This window comes from Streptomyces naganishii JCM 4654 (assembly GCF_014650575.1).
Classification (GTDB): Bacteria; Actinomycetota; Actinomycetes; order Streptomycetales; family Streptomycetaceae; genus Streptomyces; species Streptomyces naganishii.
The window spans coordinates 11,499-28,590 of the sequence record NZ_BMVF01000017.1; the positions used below are offsets into that span (position 1 = coordinate 11,499).

Sequence of the window (17,092 nt, forward strand, 5' to 3'; positions counted from 1 at the left end):
TTTACGGGCGGTCGTTCGTGCCGCTGGGCGCGGACGCTCGTTCTTCACAGCGGGGCGGTCGGTGCGCCGTTCCGGGCGAGCAGGATGCAGAAGCACTAAACCGATGGGCGAGGGGTACGCATGACCGACACCGGCCAGGTCCCGGGCGAGGGACTGCCGGAGAGCGCAGGCATGGTGGAGCAGCCGGGCGTCCCCCCGCACGGCGCGTACACCTACCTCTCCGAGTCTCCCGCCGAGGACGAAGACCTGCTGCTGCCGGGCTCCCAGGGCGCGTGGGGCAACGAAGTGCCCCCGCCCGCCCCGGAACCGGTCGTCGAGGCCGTCCACCAGCCGGGCGCGCACGAGGCGTCCGGGCGTGACAGCGGCTCCGTCGACCTCGGCGGCGTCCTGCACCACGACCCGGGGCACACGCCGCCGCCCGGCGCTCCGGTGCCGCCGCGCCGGCCGCTGCACCTCGGCCCGCAGATCCCCGACGCCTCCGCCAGCCCGGTCCGCTCCCTCGCCGACCGGGGCCCCGCGGGCGCGCCGGTCAGGCACCCCGGACCGCCCACGGCCGGCCCCGAGTACCTCGACGTCCCGCAGCGCGAGCTGGCGCCCCAGGGTGCCGCCCCGTGGGGCGCGCAGGCCGCCGCGCCCGCCGCGCAGGCGCCCGTGGTGGCCCAGGCGAGCGCGGAGGCCGGGGCCGCGGAAACGGTTGTTCCGGGCGCCGAGCCCGGTGACGCGGCCCAGGCCGCCATGGCCCGCCTCGCGGCCCAGGCCGGCGTGGCGCCGGCCGGAACCGGCCAGGAAACGCAGGGCGCCCACACCCTTCCCGAGGGGCAGGCGGGCGGTCCCGCCGCCGACGCGGCCGGGGTGGCGCAGGCGCCGGAGGCCGCCGGTCCCGCGGGCGTCGCGGCTGGCGCGGGCCAGGTCCCCGCGGCCGCGCAGGCCGGGGGAGTGGAGCCGGGGGCCGTACGGGCTCCCGAGGCGGCGGTTCCCAGCGCCGAGCAGCCCATCGGGGCCGAGCCGGCGGCCGGGGGCCCGCACGCGGCCGAGGAACAGACCGGCGGCGGTCCCGCGGCTGAGGCCCGGCGTGCCGCCGAGGGCCCGCAGGCGGGCGAGGGCGGGCAGGCCGCCGAGGCTCAGCCGGCCGCCGCTGTCCAGCAGGCGGGCGAGGGTCCGTACGCGGCCGAGGCCCAGCGTGGCGCCGAGGGCGGGCAGGTCATCGAGGCTCAGCCGGTCCCCGGAGTCCAACAGGCGGGCGAGGTTCCGCAGGCCGCCGGAGCTGAGGAGGTCGCCGGGGCTCAGCAGGCGGGCGAGGTCCCCCGCGTGGGCGAGGGCCCGCACGGGGATCAGGGGCAGCCCGCGGCCGGGGCCCAGCGTGCCGACGAGGACCCGCACGGGACCGAGGGCCGGCAGGCCGCCGAGGTTCAGCCGGTCCCCGGGGTCCAGGAGGCGGGCGAGGGCCCGTACGCGGCGGAGGTCCAGCAGGTGGGAGAGGCCCCGCACGTCGCCGATGCCCAGCAGGCCGCCGAGGGCGGGCCGGTCGCCGGTGTCCAGCAGGCGGGCGAGGTCGCGTACGCCGCCGAGGGCGAGCAGGCCGCTGCAGCCCAGCAGGCCGCCGACGCTCAACTGCTCGCCGGGGCTCATCCGGTCCCCGGTGTCCAGGAGGCGGGCGAGGGCCCGCACGTGGCCGAGGGCGAGCAGGCCGCCGAGGCTGCCCCGCAGGCCGCCGAGGTCCAGCAGGCCGGCGGTGCCGTCGAGGCGCCGCACGGCGCGGGCGTGCCCCAGGGGCCCGGTGGCACCGGTGCCGCGGACGAGTACGCGAACGCCGGTGCCCCGGCACCGGCCGACGGCACCGCCACCCCGCCCGCCGGCTTCGCCGTGCCCGGCGAGGTGCAGGGGCCGCAGGTCGGGCAGGCGCCCGAGCCGGTGGCGCCCGAGGGGGGAACGACCGCGCACGTTCACTTCGTGGACGCCGTCGTCCACACTCCGGACGCCCAGGAGCCCCGGCCCGCGCTCCTGGTCGACGCGGCGGCGGCCCAGGCCGCGCAGGCGGCCCAAGCCGCCGAGCCGCAGCCTGCGTTGGAGGACGCCCTCGCTGCCGCCGAGCCCGGGGCGCCGGAAGGCGCCGTACCCGCCGCCGTTCCCGCGCAGCCCGGACCGGAGCAGCCGCTGGGACAGTTCGTCCCGGTCGACGGCTCCGTACCCACCACGCCCCACCTCGCGCCCACTCCGCCGCACCCGATCGTGCTCCCGGCGGACCAGCCGGAGCCGGAGCAGCCCGAACAGGCCGAGCCCGAGGCCCAGGCCGACCCTCAGCCGGTCGCCGAGGCCCAGCCGGTCGCCGAACCCCGGGCCGCCGCCGAGGCCCCCCAGGAGCCGGTGGCCACCGTCCCGGCCCCCCGCGACGGCGAGGCCGAGCCCACCGCGCCCGACTCCGCCGGGGAACCGGCACCCGTGGCCGCCCAGCACCCGGACGACCTGCAGACCCCGGCCGCTCCCGGCTACGACGAGGCCGAGCGCGAGGCCGTGCTCAAGGTGATGCGCGAGCGCCGCGACATCCGCAACGGCTTCCGCGGCGACCCCATCCCGCACGAGGTGCTGCTCCGCGTCCTGGAGGCCGCCCACACCGCGCCCTCCGTGGGCCACTCCCAGCCCTGGGACTTCGTCGTCATCCGCTCCGCCGACACCCGGCGCGCGATGCACGAGCTGGCGATGCGTCAGCGCGACGCGTACGCCAAGTCGCTGCCCAAGGGCCGGGCGAAGCAGTTCAAGGAACTGAAGATCGAGGCCATCCTCGACACCCCGGTGAACATCGTCGTCACCGCCGACCCCACCCGCGGCGGCCGGCACACCCTCGGCCGCCACACCCAGCCCCAGATGGCGCCGTACTCCGCCGCCCTGGCCGTCGAGAACCTGTGGCTCGCGGCCCGCGCCGAGGGCCTCGGCGTCGGCTGGGTCAGCTTCTTCGACGAGCGCGAGATGGTCCGCGCCCTCGGCCTGCCCGAGCACCTGGAGGTCATCGCCTACCTGTGCGTCGGGTACGTCGACGAGTTCCCGGACGAGCCCGAGCTGATGCAGGCCGGCTGGTCCAAGCGCCGCCCGCTGTCGTGGGTCGTGCACGAGGAGACGTACGGCCGTCGCGCGCTGCCCGGTGAGGACCCGCACGACCTGCTCGCCGAGACCGTCTCCCAGATCCGCCCGCTGGACGCGAAGGCGCTCGGCGAGGCGTGGGAGCGGCAGAAGCGCATGACCAAGCCGGCCGGCGCGCTCGGCATGCTGGAGATCATCTCCGCGCAGCTGTCCGGCCTGTCCCGGCAGTGCCCGCCGCCCATCCCGGAGCCCGCGGCCGTCGCGATCTTCGCCGGCGACCACGGTGTGCACGCCCAGGGCGTCACCCCCTGGCCGCAGGAGGTCACCGCGCAGATGGTGGCCAACTTCCTCGGCGGGGGAGCGGTCTGCAACGCCTTCGCCGGCCAGGTGGGCGCCGAGGTGTGCGTCGTCGACGTGGGCGTCGCCGCCGACCTCCCGGCCACCCCGGGCCTGCTGCCGCGCAAGATCCGCGCGGGCACCTCCGACATGACCACCGGCCCCGCGATGACCCGCGAGGAGGCCAAGAAGGCCATCGAGGTGGGCATCGAGACCGCCCGCGACCTGGTGGCGGCCGGCAACAAGGCGCTGCTCACCGGCGAGATGGGCATCGCGAACACCACCGCGTCCGCGGCCCTCATCTCCGTGTTCACCGGCGCCGACCCGGCCGAGGTGACCGGCCGCGGCACGGGCATCAACGACGAGACGCTGGCCCGCAAGACCGAGGTGGTCCGCCGGGCCATCGAAGTGCACCAGCCGGATCCGGCCGACCCCATCGGCGTCCTCGCCGCGATCGGCGGCTTCGAGCACGCGGCGTTGGTCGGCCTCCTCCTCGGCGGCGCCTCCCTGCGTACGCCGGTGATCCTGGACGGGGTCAGCGCGGGCGCCGCCGCCCTGGTGGCCCGCGCGATCGCCCCCGAGGTGCTCGCGGCCTGCATCGCCGGTCACCGCAGCGCCGAGCCGGGCCACGTGGCCGCGCTCAACAAGCTCGGCCTGCGCCCCCTGGTCGACCTCGACCTGCGTCTCGGCGAGGGCACCGGCGCGCTGCTGGCGCTGCCGCTGGTGCAGAGCACGGCGCGAGCGATGCACGAGGTGGCGACGTTCGACTCGGCCGGCGTCACCGAGAAGTAGCGCCCTGCACCGGGCCGTACGCCGGGTCGCGCGTCCGGGGCCGGCGGGTTCGCGCTCCTGCGCGCCCCCGGCCCCCGCCGTACGCTGAACCACGTCTAAAATCCGCACGTCAGGGCCGCTCCAGAGCCGTAGCGCCCCTCCGCACCGACTGGACCGCCCGAACCACCGGGCCACCGGACCACCGGACCACTCGAACACCGGCCCGCCCGGACGAGGAGCCGCAACCCCATGGCCGAACACCCCGCCTACCCCGTAGGCCTCCGCCTCTCCGGCCGCCGCGTGGTCGTCCTGGGCGGCGGCCAGGTCGCCCAGCGACGCCTCCCGGCGCTCATCGCCGCGGGCGCGGACGTCGTCCTCGTCTCGCCCGAGGCCACGCCCTCCGTGGAGGCCATGGCGGACGCGGGCGAGATCGCCTGGCACCGGCGGCCGTACGAGGACGGCGACCTCGCCGAGGCCTGGTACGCCCTGATCGCCACCAGCGACCACGACGCGAACACGCGCGCCTCGGCCGAGGCGGAGCGCCGGCGCGTGTGGTGCGTGCGCTCCGACGACGCCGACGCGGCGACGGCGTGGACCCCGGCCACCGGGCACAGCGAGGGCGTCACGGTCGCCGTGCTCACCACCAGCGCGCGCGGCCGGGATCCCCGGCACACCGCGGCCATCCGCGACGCGGTCGTCGAGGGCCTGCGCGACGGCACGCTCGTCGCCCCGCACCACCGCACCCGCACCGCGGGTGTCGCCCTGGTGGGCGGCGGCCCCGGCGACCCCGACCTGATCACCGTGCGCGGCCGCCGGCTGCTCGCCGAGGCCGACGTCGTGATCGCCGACCGGCTCGGTCCGCGCGACCTGCTCGCCGAACTCCCGCCGCACGTCGAGGTGATCGACGCGGCGAAGATCCCGTACGGCCGTTACATGGCCCAGGAGGCCATCAACAACGCGCTCGTCGAGCACGCCAAGCAGGGCAAGGCGGTGGTCCGGCTCAAGGGCGGCGACCCGTACGTCTTCGGCCGCGGCATGGAGGAGCTCAACGCGCTCGCCGAGGCGGGCATCCCGTGCACGGTGGTGCCGGGCATCTCCAGCTCCATCTCCGTGCCGGGCGCGGCCGGCATCCCGGTCACCCACCGGGGGGTCGCCCACGAGTTCACCGTGGTCAGCGGGCATGTGGCGCCCGACGACGAGCGGTCCCTGGTCGACTGGCCGAGCCTGGCGAAGCTGACGGGCACGCTCGTCGTGCTCATGGGCGTGGACAAGATAGGGAAGATCGCCGAGACGCTCGTCGCCCACGGCAGGTCGCCGGACACCCCGGTGGCGCTGGTCCAGGAGGGGACCACGGCCGCGCAGCGCCGCGTCGACGCGACGCTGTCCACGGTGGCCGAGACGGTGCGGGCCGAGGAGGTCAAGCCGCCGGCCGTCATCGTCATCGGCGAGGTGGTCCGGGTGGGACCGGCGGTCCCGCCTCCCGCGTAACCGCGGGTAACATGACGCGTTCCGAGCCGTTGGCACCGTAGACAGGACAAGGCAGTATCACCCTGTGGCCGATCTCATCACCGTTGAGGACCCCGACGACCCGCGCCTGCGCGACTACACGGGCCTGACCGACGTCGAGTTGCGCCGCAAGCGCGAACCCGCCGAGGGCCTGTTCATCGCGGAGGGCGAGAAGGTCATCCGCCGGGCCAAGGACGCCGGGTACGAGATGCGCTCGATGCTGCTGTCCGCGAAGTGGGTCGACGTCATGCGCGACGTCATCGACGAACTCCCGGCCCCCGTCTACGCGGTCAGCCCCGAACTCGCCGAACAGGTCACCGGCTACCACGTGCACCGGGGCGCGCTCGCCTCGATGCAGCGCAAGCCGCTGCCCACGGCGGGCGAACTGCTGCGCACGGCACGCCGGGTCGCCGTCATGGAGTCCGTCAACGACCACACCAACATCGGTGCGATCTTCCGGTCGGCGGCCGCGCTCGGCATGGACGCCGTGCTGCTCTCGCCGGACTGCGCCGACCCGCTGTACCGCCGCAGCGTCAAGGTCTCCATGGGCGCGGTGTTCTCCGTGCCGTACGCCCGCCTCGACACCTGGCCCAGGGGGCTGGACGCGGTCCGGGAGGCGGGCTTCACGCTGCTCGCCCTCACCCCGGACGAGAAGGCCGCCTCCCTGGACGAGGCCGCCCCGCACCTGATGGACAGGGTCGCCCTCATGCTCGGCGCCGAGGGCGACGGCCTGTCCACCCAGGCCCTGGTGGCCGCCGACGAGTGGGTCCGCATCCCCATGTCCCACAACGTCGACTCCCTCAACGTGGGCGCGGCGGCAGCGGTGGCCTTCTACGCCGTGGCAACGGGCCGCCCCAACCCGTAGCGACCCACGCCTGCGGAAACGGACGGCGGGCACGCACGGGCTGCCCGAACCCGGAGCGACCCGCGCCTAGGAAGGCGGACAGCCGGTACGCACGGGCTGCCCGCCCCGTGGTTTCCCGCGCGCCTGCGGGGGCGGACGGCCTCCCGCGCCTACGAGAGAGGGCGGGCGCGCCGGAGCGCACCGGCTGCCGCAAGCCGCAACTCCCGCACGCACAGAGACGGCGGCACCGGCCGCAACGGCCACACTGAGCCGCGCGCCGCGACAAGCCTCGGTGCCGCTGCCCCGGGCTCGAACCGGGGCGGAGGAGCGCGGCGCGGGGCGCCTGGGCTCAGCGGGCCGGGGGGAGCGGGGTGCTCGGCACGGTGCCCGTTCCTGGCGGGCGGTGTCGGTCTGGGGCCGCCTGCGGCGTGACCGGAAGGCAATCAGCGGCACAGGGTCCGGTCGTACGGGCCGGCCCAGCCCGCGCCGCCGCGACCCGCCGGCCCCGTCGACCTGACCCGCCCGCCGCGACAAGCCTCGGCCCCGCCGACCCGACAACACGCCCGCACGGGCTCGGGCCGCACCGCCCAGGGCGGGGGCGCATGGCCCCGTGCTGGTTTCTGCGGGCGGGCGGTGCGGTCCGGGGCCGCCCGGTCCGGGGCCGCCCCGGCGTGACCGCGAGGCGGTCGCCCAGGGTCCGGTGGGCCGGTGAGGGAGTGGGGCGCTCGCCCCGGGCTACTCCCCTGTGCGCGGCGCTGCCGCGTCGAGGTCGCCGGGTGCCGTGTCCGTCTGGCCCGGGCCGTGTTGCTGGGTGATGCGTACGTCGTGGTCGTCGCGCAGGCCCCGGGAGGGGCCCTGGCAGCCCTGGGCCGCCGCGATGCCGAGGGCGACCAGAAGGGTCACCACCACGAAGACGAACAGGCGCTGGCGCAGCAGCCGGGGGTTGGCCGGGCGCAGGCCCGTCGAGGTGCCGCGCGGGCCGGGCCGTCCGCCGCGCGGCAGGGGACGGCCGCCGCCCGTGCGGGAACCGGTCCGGGACGTCGGCGTCGGCCGGGAGCCCCCGGTACGGGACGGCGTGCCGCCGCCGCGGCCCCGCGGCCCGGGCATGCCGGGGGAGGAGCCCTGCGGCCGCCGCGGCGCCCGCTGCTGCTCGGGCCGGCCGGGGCGCGGCCCGTCCGGATGGGCCGCGCGCTGCTGTTCGGGGTACGTGTCGACGAGCCGCCCGGTCGGCCGGTCGGCCTCGGCGCTGCGCGGCGCCGGCGGACGCGGGTCGCCCAGCCCCTGCGCCTCCCGCGCGGCGATCTCCTTCAGCCGCAGCGACAACTGAAGCGTGCTCGGCCGCTCCTCGGGATCCTTGGCCAGACAGGCCCGCACCAGCGGGCCCAGCGCGTCCGGCACGCCCTGCAGGTGGGGCTCCTCGTGCACCACCCGGTACAGCATCACCTCGGAGCTGCCGTGCCCGAACGGCGAGTCCCCCGTCGAGGCGTACGCCAGCGTCGCGCCCAGCGAGAACACGTCGGTGGCCGGCGTGACCACCGCCCCGCGCACCTGCTCGGGGGCGAGGAACCCGGGGGAGCCGACCGCCGTGCCGACATGCGTGAGCGTGGACGCACCGGTGGCCCACGCGATGCCGAAGTCGATGATCCGCGGCCCCTTGGGGGACAGCAGGATGTTCGAGGGCTTCAGATCCCGGTGCACGACCCCGGCCTCGTGCACGGCCACCAGCCCCTCGGACAGCGCGGCCCCGATCGCGGCCACCTCCGCCGCGCCCAGCGCACCCTCGTCGGCGACCTTGTCGTGCAGGGACGGCCCGGGCACGTACTGCGTGGCGAACCAGGGGCGGTCCGCCTCCAGGTCCGCGGCCACCAGCCGCGCCGTGCACCCGCCCCGGATCCGCCGCGCCGCGGAGACCTCGCGGGCGAACCGCGACCGGAACTCCTGGTCCTCGGCCAGATCCGGCCGGATGACCTTCAGCGCGACCCGCTGGCCCTTGCGGTCGGAGCCGAGGTAGACCACGCCCATTCCGCCCGCGCCCAGCCGTCGGTGAAGCCTGAACGAGCCGACGACACGCGGGTCCTCGCGCCTCAGGCGCATCATCGCCATGTTCATCCCCGCTGCCCGGTCCCTGTGACGAGCCACAGCTTACGTTTCCGGGACCGTTCGCGCGCAGAGGCCGCGCCCTCTCCACCCGATCGATTGTCGGTACGGGACAGCACAATTGAAGGTCGGTCAGCAACCGGAACGGGCCAACCGGCGCATACGGCCCATGATCCCAACCACCGGTGACACAAAGGGGGTTGAACAGGCCGGGCGCGATCTTGCCGACACCGCCGGACGCACGTGACGCGAGGCGCGCGGACAGGGGACGGCGACCGGCGAAGCGGTGCTCGGGACCACGGGAAAGGTGCGCCGGAGCGGAGTGGAAGTGAGCGAAGTCACCACCGCGCGGCCGGGAAGCCGGGCACACCGGGCACCCCCTCCGGGAAGACCCCGAGACCCGGGTCCCCGTCTCCACCCAGGGGAGTAGTCCCCAGGTCACGGCTCATCCTCCGGGAGGCCCGCCAATCGGTACGAGGGCATGACGACCGGTCTTCCGCGCGCGCCTAGATTTGAGGTCAAGCGGCGGGTGCAGCACTCGTCCCCCGAGGTCAGACACCCGCCGCTGCCAACGACAACCGAGACGGTCAGGAGAGGGACCATGGCCCACACGGCACCGCGGACGCTGCTGCGCACGCAGGGACGCTTCGCACGCCCCCGCCGTACGGGCCGCCGTCACCCGCTGGTGGCGACGGTGATGGCCCTTCCCCTGGCGGCCCTGCTCCTGCTGGTCTTCGACGGCTGGAACACAGTGGCCACACAGGCGTCGTCCGTGGGCGTGATGCTGGGGCGCTGAGCGGCGACCCCAGGCCCGGAAGAGCGGTCCGGGCGGGGACATCCACCCATGAAACCCCGTGGGGACGGGGGTGCGGCGGACGGCAGGATGCCGGCGCAGCTGGGGAGCTGCGCCGGCATCGCCCTTCCCGGGGGAGTCCGGGACCGTCTCACGTAGGCTCGCCGTCGCCGCCGTACTCCAGGAGCCACCGGGAGCCCCGTGACCGCCGACGCCCCGCTGCCCGAGCTGGCCGCACAGGCCACCAGGGCGGCCCACGAGATCGCGGGCCACTGCCCCTGCACGGCCGCCGTCCTCGCCGACCGCCCCGACGCCACCGTGGTACGCCACGCCGGCGTCGTGGCCAAGGCCCACGCCCCCGGCACCGACCCGGCCGCCCTGGCGCTCCGCCTCGCCACGGCCGCCGCCCTCCCCGGCGTCTTCCTGCCCCCGCTCACCCGGACGCTCCTCCCCCTCGGCGCCCTGATTCCCGGCCCCCGCGGCACTCCCGCCCGCAACACCGCACCCGACCCGACCCACCGCGACTCCCGGCATCCCCGCCAGGTGACCCTCTGGCCCCACGGCGCCCCGGTGGATCCCGAGGCCCCCGACTCCGCCCCCTGGGAAGCCGCGGCCGTCCTCCTGGCGCGTCTGCACCGCAGCCCCGTACCGTCGCCGGCCCCGCCGCCCATGCGCGGCCCCGCGAAGGCGGCCCGGGCCCTGGCCAGGCTCCGTGCCACCGCGCCCGGCCACCCCGCCGCCCGCCCCGTCGAGCGCGCCTGGTCCACCCTGCCCGCCTGGGCGTGCGACGAGGCGCCCATGCCCGGCGAGGGCGCCCTCTGCCACGGCGACCTGCACCTCGGCCAGCTCGTCCGGCACCCGGCGCCGGACGGACCCTGGCTGCTCATCGACGTCGACGACCTCGGCACCGGCGTACCGGCCTGGGACCTGGCCCGGCCCGCCGCCTGGTACGCGTGCGGGCTGCTGCCGCCCGACGAGTGGACCCGCTTCCTGACCGCCTACCGCGCGGCCGCCGGCCCCGCCGTTCCCGCGGACGGCGACCCCTGGCCCGCCCTGGACGTCCCGGCCCGCGCCCTCACCGTGCAGACCGCCGCGCTGGCCATCGTCAGGGCGACCCGGGACGGCCGCCCGCTGGACGAGATCGAACAGGCCGTCGTGGACGCCTGCGACCGAATGAGCGGCCTTCCGCCGGAGTTGGACGGCGGTCCGGCGAAGTAGGGTGCAACCGACCGCAGCCGGGCGGAGTCTGTCCTGGCGAGAACCGAAGCAGGACCGACCGGCGAGGAGTTGAGCCGACCATGCAGTGCCCGAAGTGCCATGCGCCGATGCACACCTACAACCGCAACGGCGTCCAGATCGAGCAGTGCAGCGGCTGCCGCGGCATCTTCCTGGACTACGGCGAGCTCGAGGCGCTCACCCGCCTGGAGTCCCAGTGGTCCCAGCCCGTGCCGCCGCCCGCCCCGCAGGCCTACCCGGCCCCGCCGGCCCCCGCCTGGGGCGCCCCGCACGGAGGCCACCACGGTGGCGGGCACGGTCACTACGGCCACCACCGCCACAAGAGCTTCGGGCACATGCTCTTCTCGTCCTGACACCGCCCGGTGCCTGCCGCCGCCGACCGCGCCGGCAGGCATCGGCAGGCACCGGGAACGACGAAGCCCCGGCCGTGGGGCACGGCCGGGGCTTCGGTGCGTGTGGACGATACTGGGATTGAACCAGTGACCTCTTCCGTGTCAGGGAAGCGCTCTCCCGCTGAGCTAATCGTCCTCGGGACCACGACCACCCGGTGGAGCGGATCATGGGCACTGCGTGCGCGATACTGGGATTGAACCAGTGACCTCTTCCGTGTCAGGGAAGCGCTCTCCCGCTGAGCTAATCGCGCGGGTCGAAGCCCTGGGGCTTCAGTGGACGATACTGGGATTGAACCAGTGACCTCTTCCGTGTCAGGGAAGCGCTCTCCCGCTGAGCTAATCGTCCTTGGAGGTGGAGACGGGATTTGAACCCGTGTAGACGGCTTTGCAGGCCGTTGCCTCGCCTCTCGGCCACTCCACCAGGAGTGCGGGGACCCACGGGATCCCCTCTTCCTTCGAGCGGACGACGAGGCTCGAACTCGCGACCTCAACCTTGGCAAGGTTGCGCTCTACCAACTGAGCTACGTCCGCCTGTCGTTTCGGTGCGCTTGCGCGTCCCGGCGACGTGTTGAACTCTAGCGGATTCCCGGGCCAGTACAAAAACGCGTTTGTGCAGCGTGCTGCGGTGCGTCCGCCGGAGCGCCTGGTCAGGCACCGGGAAGGACACGCCCGGACCGCCGGCGCGGCAGCCGCCATAGACTCGGCCCTGTGCTCCACCTGCCTCCTCTCGCCCGCTTCGGCGACCGCCTCGCCACCGGTCCGGCCGACGTCACCAGCGATCCCGCGGCCCTGGACTCCACCGGCTTCTGGGCCGTCGCGGCCGATTACGAGGGCCGGCTGACCTGCGTCCGCTTCCGGGACGTGCGCGAGGTCCCGGTGCCCGCCGTCGTGCCCGGCCGGTGGCACGGTCCGGCCGCCGGCGACTGGACGTCCTCCATGGACCGCGCCGCGTACACCGCCGGCGTGCGCCGCATCCACGAGCACATAGCGGCCGGCGAGGTCTACCAGGTCAACCTCTGCCGCGTGCTCTCCGCCCCGGTGGCGCCCGACGCCGACGTGGACGCCCTGACCTCCGTGCTGGCCCGCGGCAACCCGGCCCCGTACGCCGGAACGATCCGGCTGCCGGAGCACGGCGTCGAGATCGCCACCGCCTCCCCCGAGCTCTTCCTGCGCCGCCGCGGACGGACCGTCGAGTCCGGCCCGATCAAGGGCACCGCCCGCACCGAGGCGGAACTCCTGCCCAAGGACCACGCCGAGAACGTGATGATCGTCGACCTGGTCCGCAACGACATCGGACGCGTGTGCACCACCGGCAGCGTCACCGTCCCCGACCTGTGCGCCGTCGAGAAGCACCCCGGCCTGGTTCACCTCGTCTCCACGGTCCGCGGCGAACTGCTCCCCGACGCCGGATGGCCCGAGCTGCTCGACGCGGCCTTCCCGGCCGGCTCGATCACCGGCGCGCCCAAGTCGAGCGCCCTCAGGATCATCGACGCCCTGGAGACCGCGCCCCGCGGTCCCTACTGCGGCGGCATCGGCTGGGTCGACGCCGACCGGGGCACGGGCGAGCTGGCCGTCGGCATCCGTACGTTCTGGATCGACCGCGCCCTGGGCGGCGCGGCCGTGCTGCGCTTCGGCGCCGGCGCCGGCATCACCTGGGACTCCGACCCCGAGGGCGAGTGGCGGGAGACCGAGCTGAAGGCGGCCCGCCTGCTCGCGGTAGCGTCGGGCACGTACGAGGAGACTGGAGAGGGACTGCAGACATGAAGATCTGGCTCGACGGCGGGCTGCGGGACATCGAGTCCGCCCGTGTCTCCGTCCTGGACCACGGCCTGACCGTGGGCGACGGCATCTTCGAGACGGTGAAGGCGACGGACGGCACGCCGTTCGCGCTCACCCGCCACCTGAACCGGCTGACCCGCTCCGCGCGCGGCCTCGGCCTGCCCGACCCCGACCACGACGAGGTCCGCCGCGCCTGCGCCGCCGTCCTCGAGGCCAACCCGATGCCGCTCGGCCGGCTGCGCATCACCTACACCGGCGGCCACGGCCCCCTCGGCTCCGACCGCGGCGACCAGGGACCCACCCTGGTGGTCGCCCTCGGCGCCACCACCCGCCGCCCCGACTCCACCGCCGTGGTCACCGTCCCCTGGACGCGCAACGAACGCGGCGCCCTCACCGGCCTGAAGACCACCTCCTACGCGGAGAACGTCGTCGCCCTCGCCCGCGCCCACCAACACGGCGCGTCCGAGGCCCTGTTCGGCAACACGGTCGGACAGCTCTGCGAGGGCACCGGGTCCAACGTCTTCGTCGTCCTCGACGGTGAGATCCACACCCCGCCGCTCGCCTCCGGCTGCCTGGCCGGCATCACCCGCGAGCTCGCCGTCGAGTGGACCGGCGCCAGGGAGACCGACCTTCCGCTGGACGTCCTGGACCGCGCCGACGAGGTCTTCCTCACCTCCACCCTGCGCGACATCCAGGCCGTGCACCGCGTCGACGAGCGCGAACTGGCGGGTGCGCCGGGCCCGGTGACCGCCAAGGCGATGCGTGTCTTCGAGGAGCGGGCCGGGGACGACCTCGATCCGTGACCGGCGGGGGCGGGACGCCCCTGGTGGGCGGGAGATCCGCGAGGCCGGGCCGGGAAATCCGGCTGACTTGAGGGGCCTTCGGGGGTAGAAATCCCCTGATGACCACGACCCTGCGGCCGCTCGAGCCGCTCCAGCAGCATCCCGACGGCACCCGTTCGCGCCGCTACCAGGTGTGCGTGAACAGCCGTCCCGTAGGCGCCGCGCACCTCGCGACGCACCCCGTCTTCGGACCGGCGGTCGCCCGGCTGCTCGATCTGCGCATCGAGGAGCCGGACCGCCGCCGCGGCCGGGGCACGGTGGCCGCGCTCGCCGCCGAGGAGGTGGCACGCGACTGGGGCTGCGAGCGGATCGAGGCCTCCGTACCCGCCGGCTCGGAGGCCGCCGTACGCCTCGTCACCGCCCTCGGCTACGTCCAGCGCAACCGCGGCATGGAGAAGCGGCTCGGTCCCGAGGCCCCCGCACTGCCCCCCGGAACCCGGGGCAGAGCGCTCACCGACGCCGAGTACGGCCCCTGGCTCGAGGAGGGCAAGGCCGGCTACGCCCAGAGCTGGATCGACCGAGGTGTGCCCCCGGAGCAGGCGTGGGCCAAGTCCGAGGCCGACCACGCCAGGCTGCTCCCGCGGGGACTCGCCACCCCGGGCATGATGCTCAGCGTCCTCGAGCACGAGGACACCCCCGTCGGCACCCTGTGGCTGTCGGTCGCCGACGACAAGGCCTTCGTCTACGACGTCGAGGCCGACGCGCGCTTCCGCGGCCGGGGCCACGGCCGCTCCCTGATGCTGCTGGCCGAGCGGCAGGCGCTGGCGGCGGGCAGACAGGTCATCGGCCTGAACGTCTTCGCCGGCAACACCCCGGCGGAGCGCCTGTACGCCTCCCTGGGCTACGAGCCGGTCGTGTACGCCATGTACAAGGTGCTGCTTTAGCCGGAAAAGGGCCGCCGCTCCCGCCGGAGGCGAGTGCTTCGGCCCTCTCAGCCCTGCTCGGCCAGCAGCCGGTCCACGATCTGCTCGACGCGCTCGCGCAGGCCCTCCTGGCTCTTGCCGCCGTCCAGGCGCTCACCGCCGACGACGTAGGTCGGCGTGCCCGTCACGCCGATCGCCTTGCCCTCGGCCTGGTCGGCGTCCACGATCAGGATGTGCCGGCCGTCGATCAGCGCGGTGTCGAACTCCTCGGCGTCCAGGCCGAGTTCACCGGCCACGGAGACCAGCAGCGACTCGCCCTCGCGGTCCAGGTCCGCCACCCGGCCGAGCACCGCCTCGACGTAGGGCCACAGCTTCCCCTGCGCGGCGGCCTCCTCGGCGGCCTGCGCGGCGGCGAAGGCGTGCTTGTGCTTCTCCAGCGGGAAGTGCCGCAGCCGCAGCTCCAGCCGGTCGCCGTAGCGCGCGCGCAGGGCGCGCAGGTCGTCCAGCGCGGTGCGGCAGTCGGGGCACTGCAGTTCGCACCACACGTCGAGAACCGGGACCTGGGCGCGGGCGGGGGAGGGGTCGCTCATGGGGCCAGTGTCCCAGGCCGGAGGCGTGCGCACCCAATCGGGATCAAGGCAGCGGACGCCCACGCCGGGGGCGACCCCGAGACGACCCCGAGATCTCCCGGACGCCGACCCCGATATCGGCCCGGAGATCGGCCCGCGGCATGGCCTCGCGGGGTGGCGGCGGTGCAGGATGGAAGGGACGAACCGCCCGACCCCGACGAGCCCTGCCTGGAGGACCGGATGATTGCCGAGACCGTCTGCTCCGCCGTCTCCGCGGCCGGCCTGGGCATCGCCGCGGTCACCGCGTACCGCAGGCGCTTCCTGTCCGCCGCCCGCATCGCCGCCTACGCCCTGGTGCCCGTCGCGCTGGTGATGACCGGCGTCGTCGGCTGGCTGGCCGACACCGCCTTCAGCCCGACCGCCTGGGCCGGCTTCGGCCTGCTCGGCTGCGCCTGGGTGCTCTTCGCCACGACCCGCGCGGTCGAGCGGCGCCGCGGCGGCACCCGCAAGGAGCGCAGGGCGGCGGCCCGAGGGGCGGAGCAGGGCGGCGGCCCTGTAGCACCGGCCGCCTCGGCGCCTTCCCTGCCCCGGTCCGGGCCGCCCGCGACCCGGCCCTCCGGCCGCGCGGCCGCCGCGCCCCGCTCCGACGAGGACTTCAGCGACATCGAGGCCATCCTCAAGAAGCACGGCATATGACCTCCAGGTGACCGCGGGGACACCACGGAGCGTCCGTGGGGAAACGACACAGGGTGCCCACGGCGCGGCCGGAACCGTTCAGGTCCGGCCCGAAGCGAAACGAAGATCACGGAATCCGGCGAACTCCCGCAAGATCCTGGCGTGTTGATCGCGTCCGCGCTGTCCGCTGCGTCATCATCGCCGCGAGATGGTGGACACGACACAGAGCGAGGCCGCGCCGCAGCAGGACGAGCCGCGCGGGTGCCTCTTCGCCCTATCCCAGCCGCCGCTGATGATCTTCCTTGCGGTGATCGGGTGTCTGCTGCTCATGGCTGCGTTGCACGACCTGCTGTTGCTGTGAGCCATAACCGTGGGTCCTCGGCGTCACCCGCCGGGGACCGACGACACGCCGTCCGCCGGGCCACGGCTTCCGCCGGGCCGCGCCCGCCGCCGGACCGCGCCGTCCGCCGGGCCACGCCCGTCCGCCGGGCCACGGCGTCAGCCGGTGGCCTCCTTGCGGCGCGCCCGGTACGCGGCCACGTGCAGCCGGTTCCCGCAGGTCCGGCTGTCGCAGTACCGCCGCGAGCGGTTGCGGGAGAGGTCGACGAAGGCGCGCCGGCAGTCCGGCGCCTCGCAGCGCCGCAGCCGCTCCTGCTCCCCGGCCACCACGAAGAAGGCCAGCGCCATCCCGCAGTCGGCGGCCAGGTGGTCGGCGACCGAGGCGCCGGGGGCGAAGTAGTGCACGTGCCAGTCGTAGCCGTCGTGGTCCGTCAGCCGGGGCGTGGTGCCCGCCGCGGCGACGAGCTCGTTGATCATCCCCGCCGCCGTCCGGGCGTCGGGGGCCGCGAAGATCCCGGCGAACCGGCCGCGGATCCTGCGCACCGCCGAGAGGTCGAACTCCGACAGCGTCCCGACATCACTGATCTTGTGGCCCCGTACGAACTCCGTGAGCGCAGCGACTCCGGGCAGCCCGTCGGGCGCCGTGTCGTCCTCCGGTGCGGTGTTCACCAGATCCACCACGGTCTCCAGCGCGCACCGGGTGTCGTGGGTGATCAGCACGTTTCGCTCCCTGCCCTGGGGATCGGGCACACGCCCGCCGATGCAGGCCGATGGTAGTGGGTCCGCCGTCCCCCGAGCAGTGCCCGCACGCGCGGGGGACGGCGCTGACGGCCACATCAGGCCGCCCGGCCCGGCCTGCGCAGCCGACGGTCGCCCACCCCTCACGCTGTGTGACAGCCCCGCACGCACACCGGCACCGGCCCGTGGCGGGCCGGTGCCGGTGCATCCCGTATGCGGTTGTCCTGGCCCGAGCCG

General features: G+C 75.3%; 14 protein-coding genes and 5 tRNA genes. 11 read left to right on the forward strand and 8 right to left on the reverse strand.

Annotated elements, in window-relative coordinates; all coding sequences use genetic code 11:
* Positions 1-120: 120 nt before the first annotated feature.
* The 3 genes from cobT to IE217_RS26495 all read left to right on the forward strand — a co-directional run bounded on the left by cobT (position 121) and on the right by IE217_RS26495 (position 6,553).
* Complete coding sequence (gene cobT, locus IE217_RS26485) at positions 121-4,203, forward strand: nicotinate-nucleotide--dimethylbenzimidazole phosphoribosyltransferase (RefSeq protein WP_190180473.1); 4,083 nt, start codon at positions 121-123, stop codon at positions 4,201-4,203.
* Between the two features lie 228 nt (positions 4,204-4,431).
* Positions 4,432-5,670: a uroporphyrinogen-III C-methyltransferase gene (cobA, locus tag IE217_RS26490; protein ID WP_190180474.1), complete on the forward strand. Its 1,239-nt coding sequence runs from the start codon at positions 4,432-4,434 to the stop codon at positions 5,668-5,670.
* A gap of 64 nt (positions 5,671-5,734) precedes the next feature.
* Positions 5,735-6,553: a TrmH family RNA methyltransferase gene (locus tag IE217_RS26495; RefSeq protein WP_190180475.1), complete on the forward strand. Its 819-nt coding sequence runs from the start codon at positions 5,735-5,737 to the stop codon at positions 6,551-6,553.
* 714 nt (positions 6,554-7,267) lie between these two features.
* Here the strand turns inward: IE217_RS26495 and IE217_RS26500 are convergent.
* Positions 7,268-8,641, reverse strand: coding sequence for a serine/threonine-protein kinase (locus IE217_RS26500; RefSeq protein ID WP_190180476.1), 1,374 nt, complete (start codon positions 8,639-8,641; stop codon positions 7,268-7,270).
* 589 nt (positions 8,642-9,230) lie between these two features.
* Between IE217_RS26500 and IE217_RS26505 the strand changes: the two genes are divergently transcribed.
* From IE217_RS26505 to IE217_RS26515, 3 genes are all read left to right on the forward strand, one after another.
* A complete protein-coding gene (locus IE217_RS26505) occupies positions 9,231-9,425 on the forward strand; it encodes a hypothetical protein (protein WP_189707168.1) in 195 nt (64 codons plus the stop codon).
* A 198-nt stretch (positions 9,426-9,623) separates the two neighbouring features.
* On the forward strand, positions 9,624-10,640 hold the full coding sequence (locus tag IE217_RS26510) for a phosphotransferase (protein ID WP_190180477.1): 1,017 nt from the start codon (positions 9,624-9,626) through the stop codon (positions 10,638-10,640).
* Between the two features lie 80 nt (positions 10,641-10,720).
* A complete protein-coding gene (locus IE217_RS26515) occupies positions 10,721-11,011 on the forward strand; it encodes a TFIIB-type zinc ribbon-containing protein (RefSeq protein WP_190180478.1) in 291 nt (96 codons plus the stop codon).
* Between the two features lie 103 nt (positions 11,012-11,114).
* On the opposite strand, the gene IE217_RS26520 is transcribed toward IE217_RS26515, so the two are convergent.
* The 5 genes from IE217_RS26520 to IE217_RS26540 all read right to left on the reverse strand — a co-directional run bounded on the left by IE217_RS26520 (position 11,115) and on the right by IE217_RS26540 (position 11,581).
* A tRNA-Val gene (locus IE217_RS26520) sits at positions 11,115-11,186 on the reverse strand.
* A 43-nt stretch (positions 11,187-11,229) separates the two neighbouring features.
* Positions 11,230-11,301, reverse strand: a tRNA-Val gene (locus IE217_RS26525).
* A 23-nt stretch (positions 11,302-11,324) separates the two neighbouring features.
* Positions 11,325-11,396: transfer RNA gene (locus IE217_RS26530), tRNA-Val, on the reverse strand.
* Between the two features lies 1 nt (position 11,397).
* Positions 11,398-11,471, reverse strand: a tRNA-Cys gene (locus IE217_RS26535).
* A gap of 37 nt (positions 11,472-11,508) precedes the next feature.
* Positions 11,509-11,581, reverse strand: a tRNA-Gly gene (locus tag IE217_RS26540).
* 177 nt (positions 11,582-11,758) lie between these two features.
* On the opposite strand from IE217_RS26540, the gene IE217_RS26545 reads away from it, so the two are divergent.
* The 3 genes from IE217_RS26545 (at position 11,759) to IE217_RS26555 (ending at position 14,555) form a co-directional block, all read left to right on the forward strand.
* Positions 11,759-12,814: a chorismate-binding protein gene (locus IE217_RS26545; protein ID WP_190180479.1), complete on the forward strand. Its 1,056-nt coding sequence runs from the start codon at positions 11,759-11,761 to the stop codon at positions 12,812-12,814.
* Entirely contained in the window at positions 12,811-13,632 is an 822-nt protein-coding gene (locus tag IE217_RS26550) for an aminotransferase class IV (RefSeq protein WP_190180480.1), read from the forward strand. Before IE217_RS26545 ends, IE217_RS26550 begins: the two co-directional genes overlap by 4 nt.
* Before the next feature lie 98 nt (positions 13,633-13,730).
* On the forward strand, positions 13,731-14,555 hold the full coding sequence (locus tag IE217_RS26555) for a GNAT family N-acetyltransferase (RefSeq protein WP_190180481.1): 825 nt from the start codon (positions 13,731-13,733) through the stop codon (positions 14,553-14,555).
* A 47-nt stretch (positions 14,556-14,602) separates the two neighbouring features.
* Here the strand turns inward: IE217_RS26555 and IE217_RS26560 are convergent, their stop codons facing one another.
* Positions 14,603-15,124, reverse strand: a complete 522-nt coding sequence (locus IE217_RS26560; protein WP_190180482.1) for a DsbA family protein — start codon at positions 15,122-15,124, stop codon at positions 14,603-14,605.
* Positions 15,125-15,343: 219 nt separating this feature from the next.
* Between IE217_RS26560 and IE217_RS26565 the strand changes: the two genes are divergently transcribed.
* Both IE217_RS26565 and IE217_RS26570 read left to right on the forward strand, forming a co-directional pair.
* Positions 15,344-15,799 carry a hypothetical protein gene (locus IE217_RS26565; RefSeq protein WP_190180579.1) on the forward strand — a complete coding sequence of 152 codons (456 nt, stop codon included), beginning with the start codon at positions 15,344-15,346 and terminating at the stop codon, positions 15,797-15,799.
* Between the two features lie 187 nt (positions 15,800-15,986).
* Positions 15,987-16,139, forward strand: coding sequence for a hypothetical protein (locus IE217_RS26570; protein ID WP_189707182.1), 153 nt, complete (start codon positions 15,987-15,989; stop codon positions 16,137-16,139).
* 137 nt (positions 16,140-16,276) lie between these two features.
* Here IE217_RS26570 and IE217_RS26575 read toward each other — a convergent pair whose 3' ends face one another.
* The gene (locus IE217_RS26575) at positions 16,277-16,837 is read right to left on the reverse strand and encodes a CGNR zinc finger domain-containing protein (RefSeq protein WP_190180483.1); all 561 of its coding nucleotides are present in this window, start codon (positions 16,835-16,837) and stop codon (positions 16,277-16,279) included.
* Positions 16,838-17,092: the final 255 nt, after the last annotated feature.

Excerpts from the sequence above, each read along its gene's own strand:
- cobT (WP_190180473.1), top strand. The coding sequence starts at position 121 with ATGACCGACACCGGCCAGGTCCCGGGCGAGGGACTGCCGGAGAGCGCA.
- cobA (WP_190180474.1), top strand. The coding sequence starts at position 4,432 with ATGGCCGAACACCCCGCCTACCCCGTAGGCCTCCGCCTCTCCGGCCGC.
- IE217_RS26500 (WP_190180476.1), bottom strand. The coding sequence starts at position 8,641 with ATGAACATGGCGATGATGCGCCTGAGGCGCGAGGACCCGCGTGTCGTC.
- IE217_RS26505 (WP_189707168.1), top strand. The coding sequence starts at position 9,231 with ATGGCCCACACGGCACCGCGGACGCTGCTGCGCACGCAGGGACGCTTC.
- IE217_RS26515 (WP_190180478.1), top strand. The coding sequence starts at position 10,721 with ATGCAGTGCCCGAAGTGCCATGCGCCGATGCACACCTACAACCGCAAC.
- IE217_RS26550 (WP_190180480.1), top strand. The coding sequence starts at position 12,811 with ATGAAGATCTGGCTCGACGGCGGGCTGCGGGACATCGAGTCCGCCCGT.
- IE217_RS26555 (WP_190180481.1), top strand. The coding sequence starts at position 13,731 with ATGACCACGACCCTGCGGCCGCTCGAGCCGCTCCAGCAGCATCCCGAC.
- IE217_RS26560 (WP_190180482.1), bottom strand. The coding sequence starts at position 15,124 with ATGAGCGACCCCTCCCCCGCCCGCGCCCAGGTCCCGGTTCTCGACGTG.
- IE217_RS26565 (WP_190180579.1), top strand. The coding sequence starts at position 15,344 with ATGATTGCCGAGACCGTCTGCTCCGCCGTCTCCGCGGCCGGCCTGGGC.
- IE217_RS26570 (WP_189707182.1), top strand. The coding sequence starts at position 15,987 with ATGGTGGACACGACACAGAGCGAGGCCGCGCCGCAGCAGGACGAGCCG.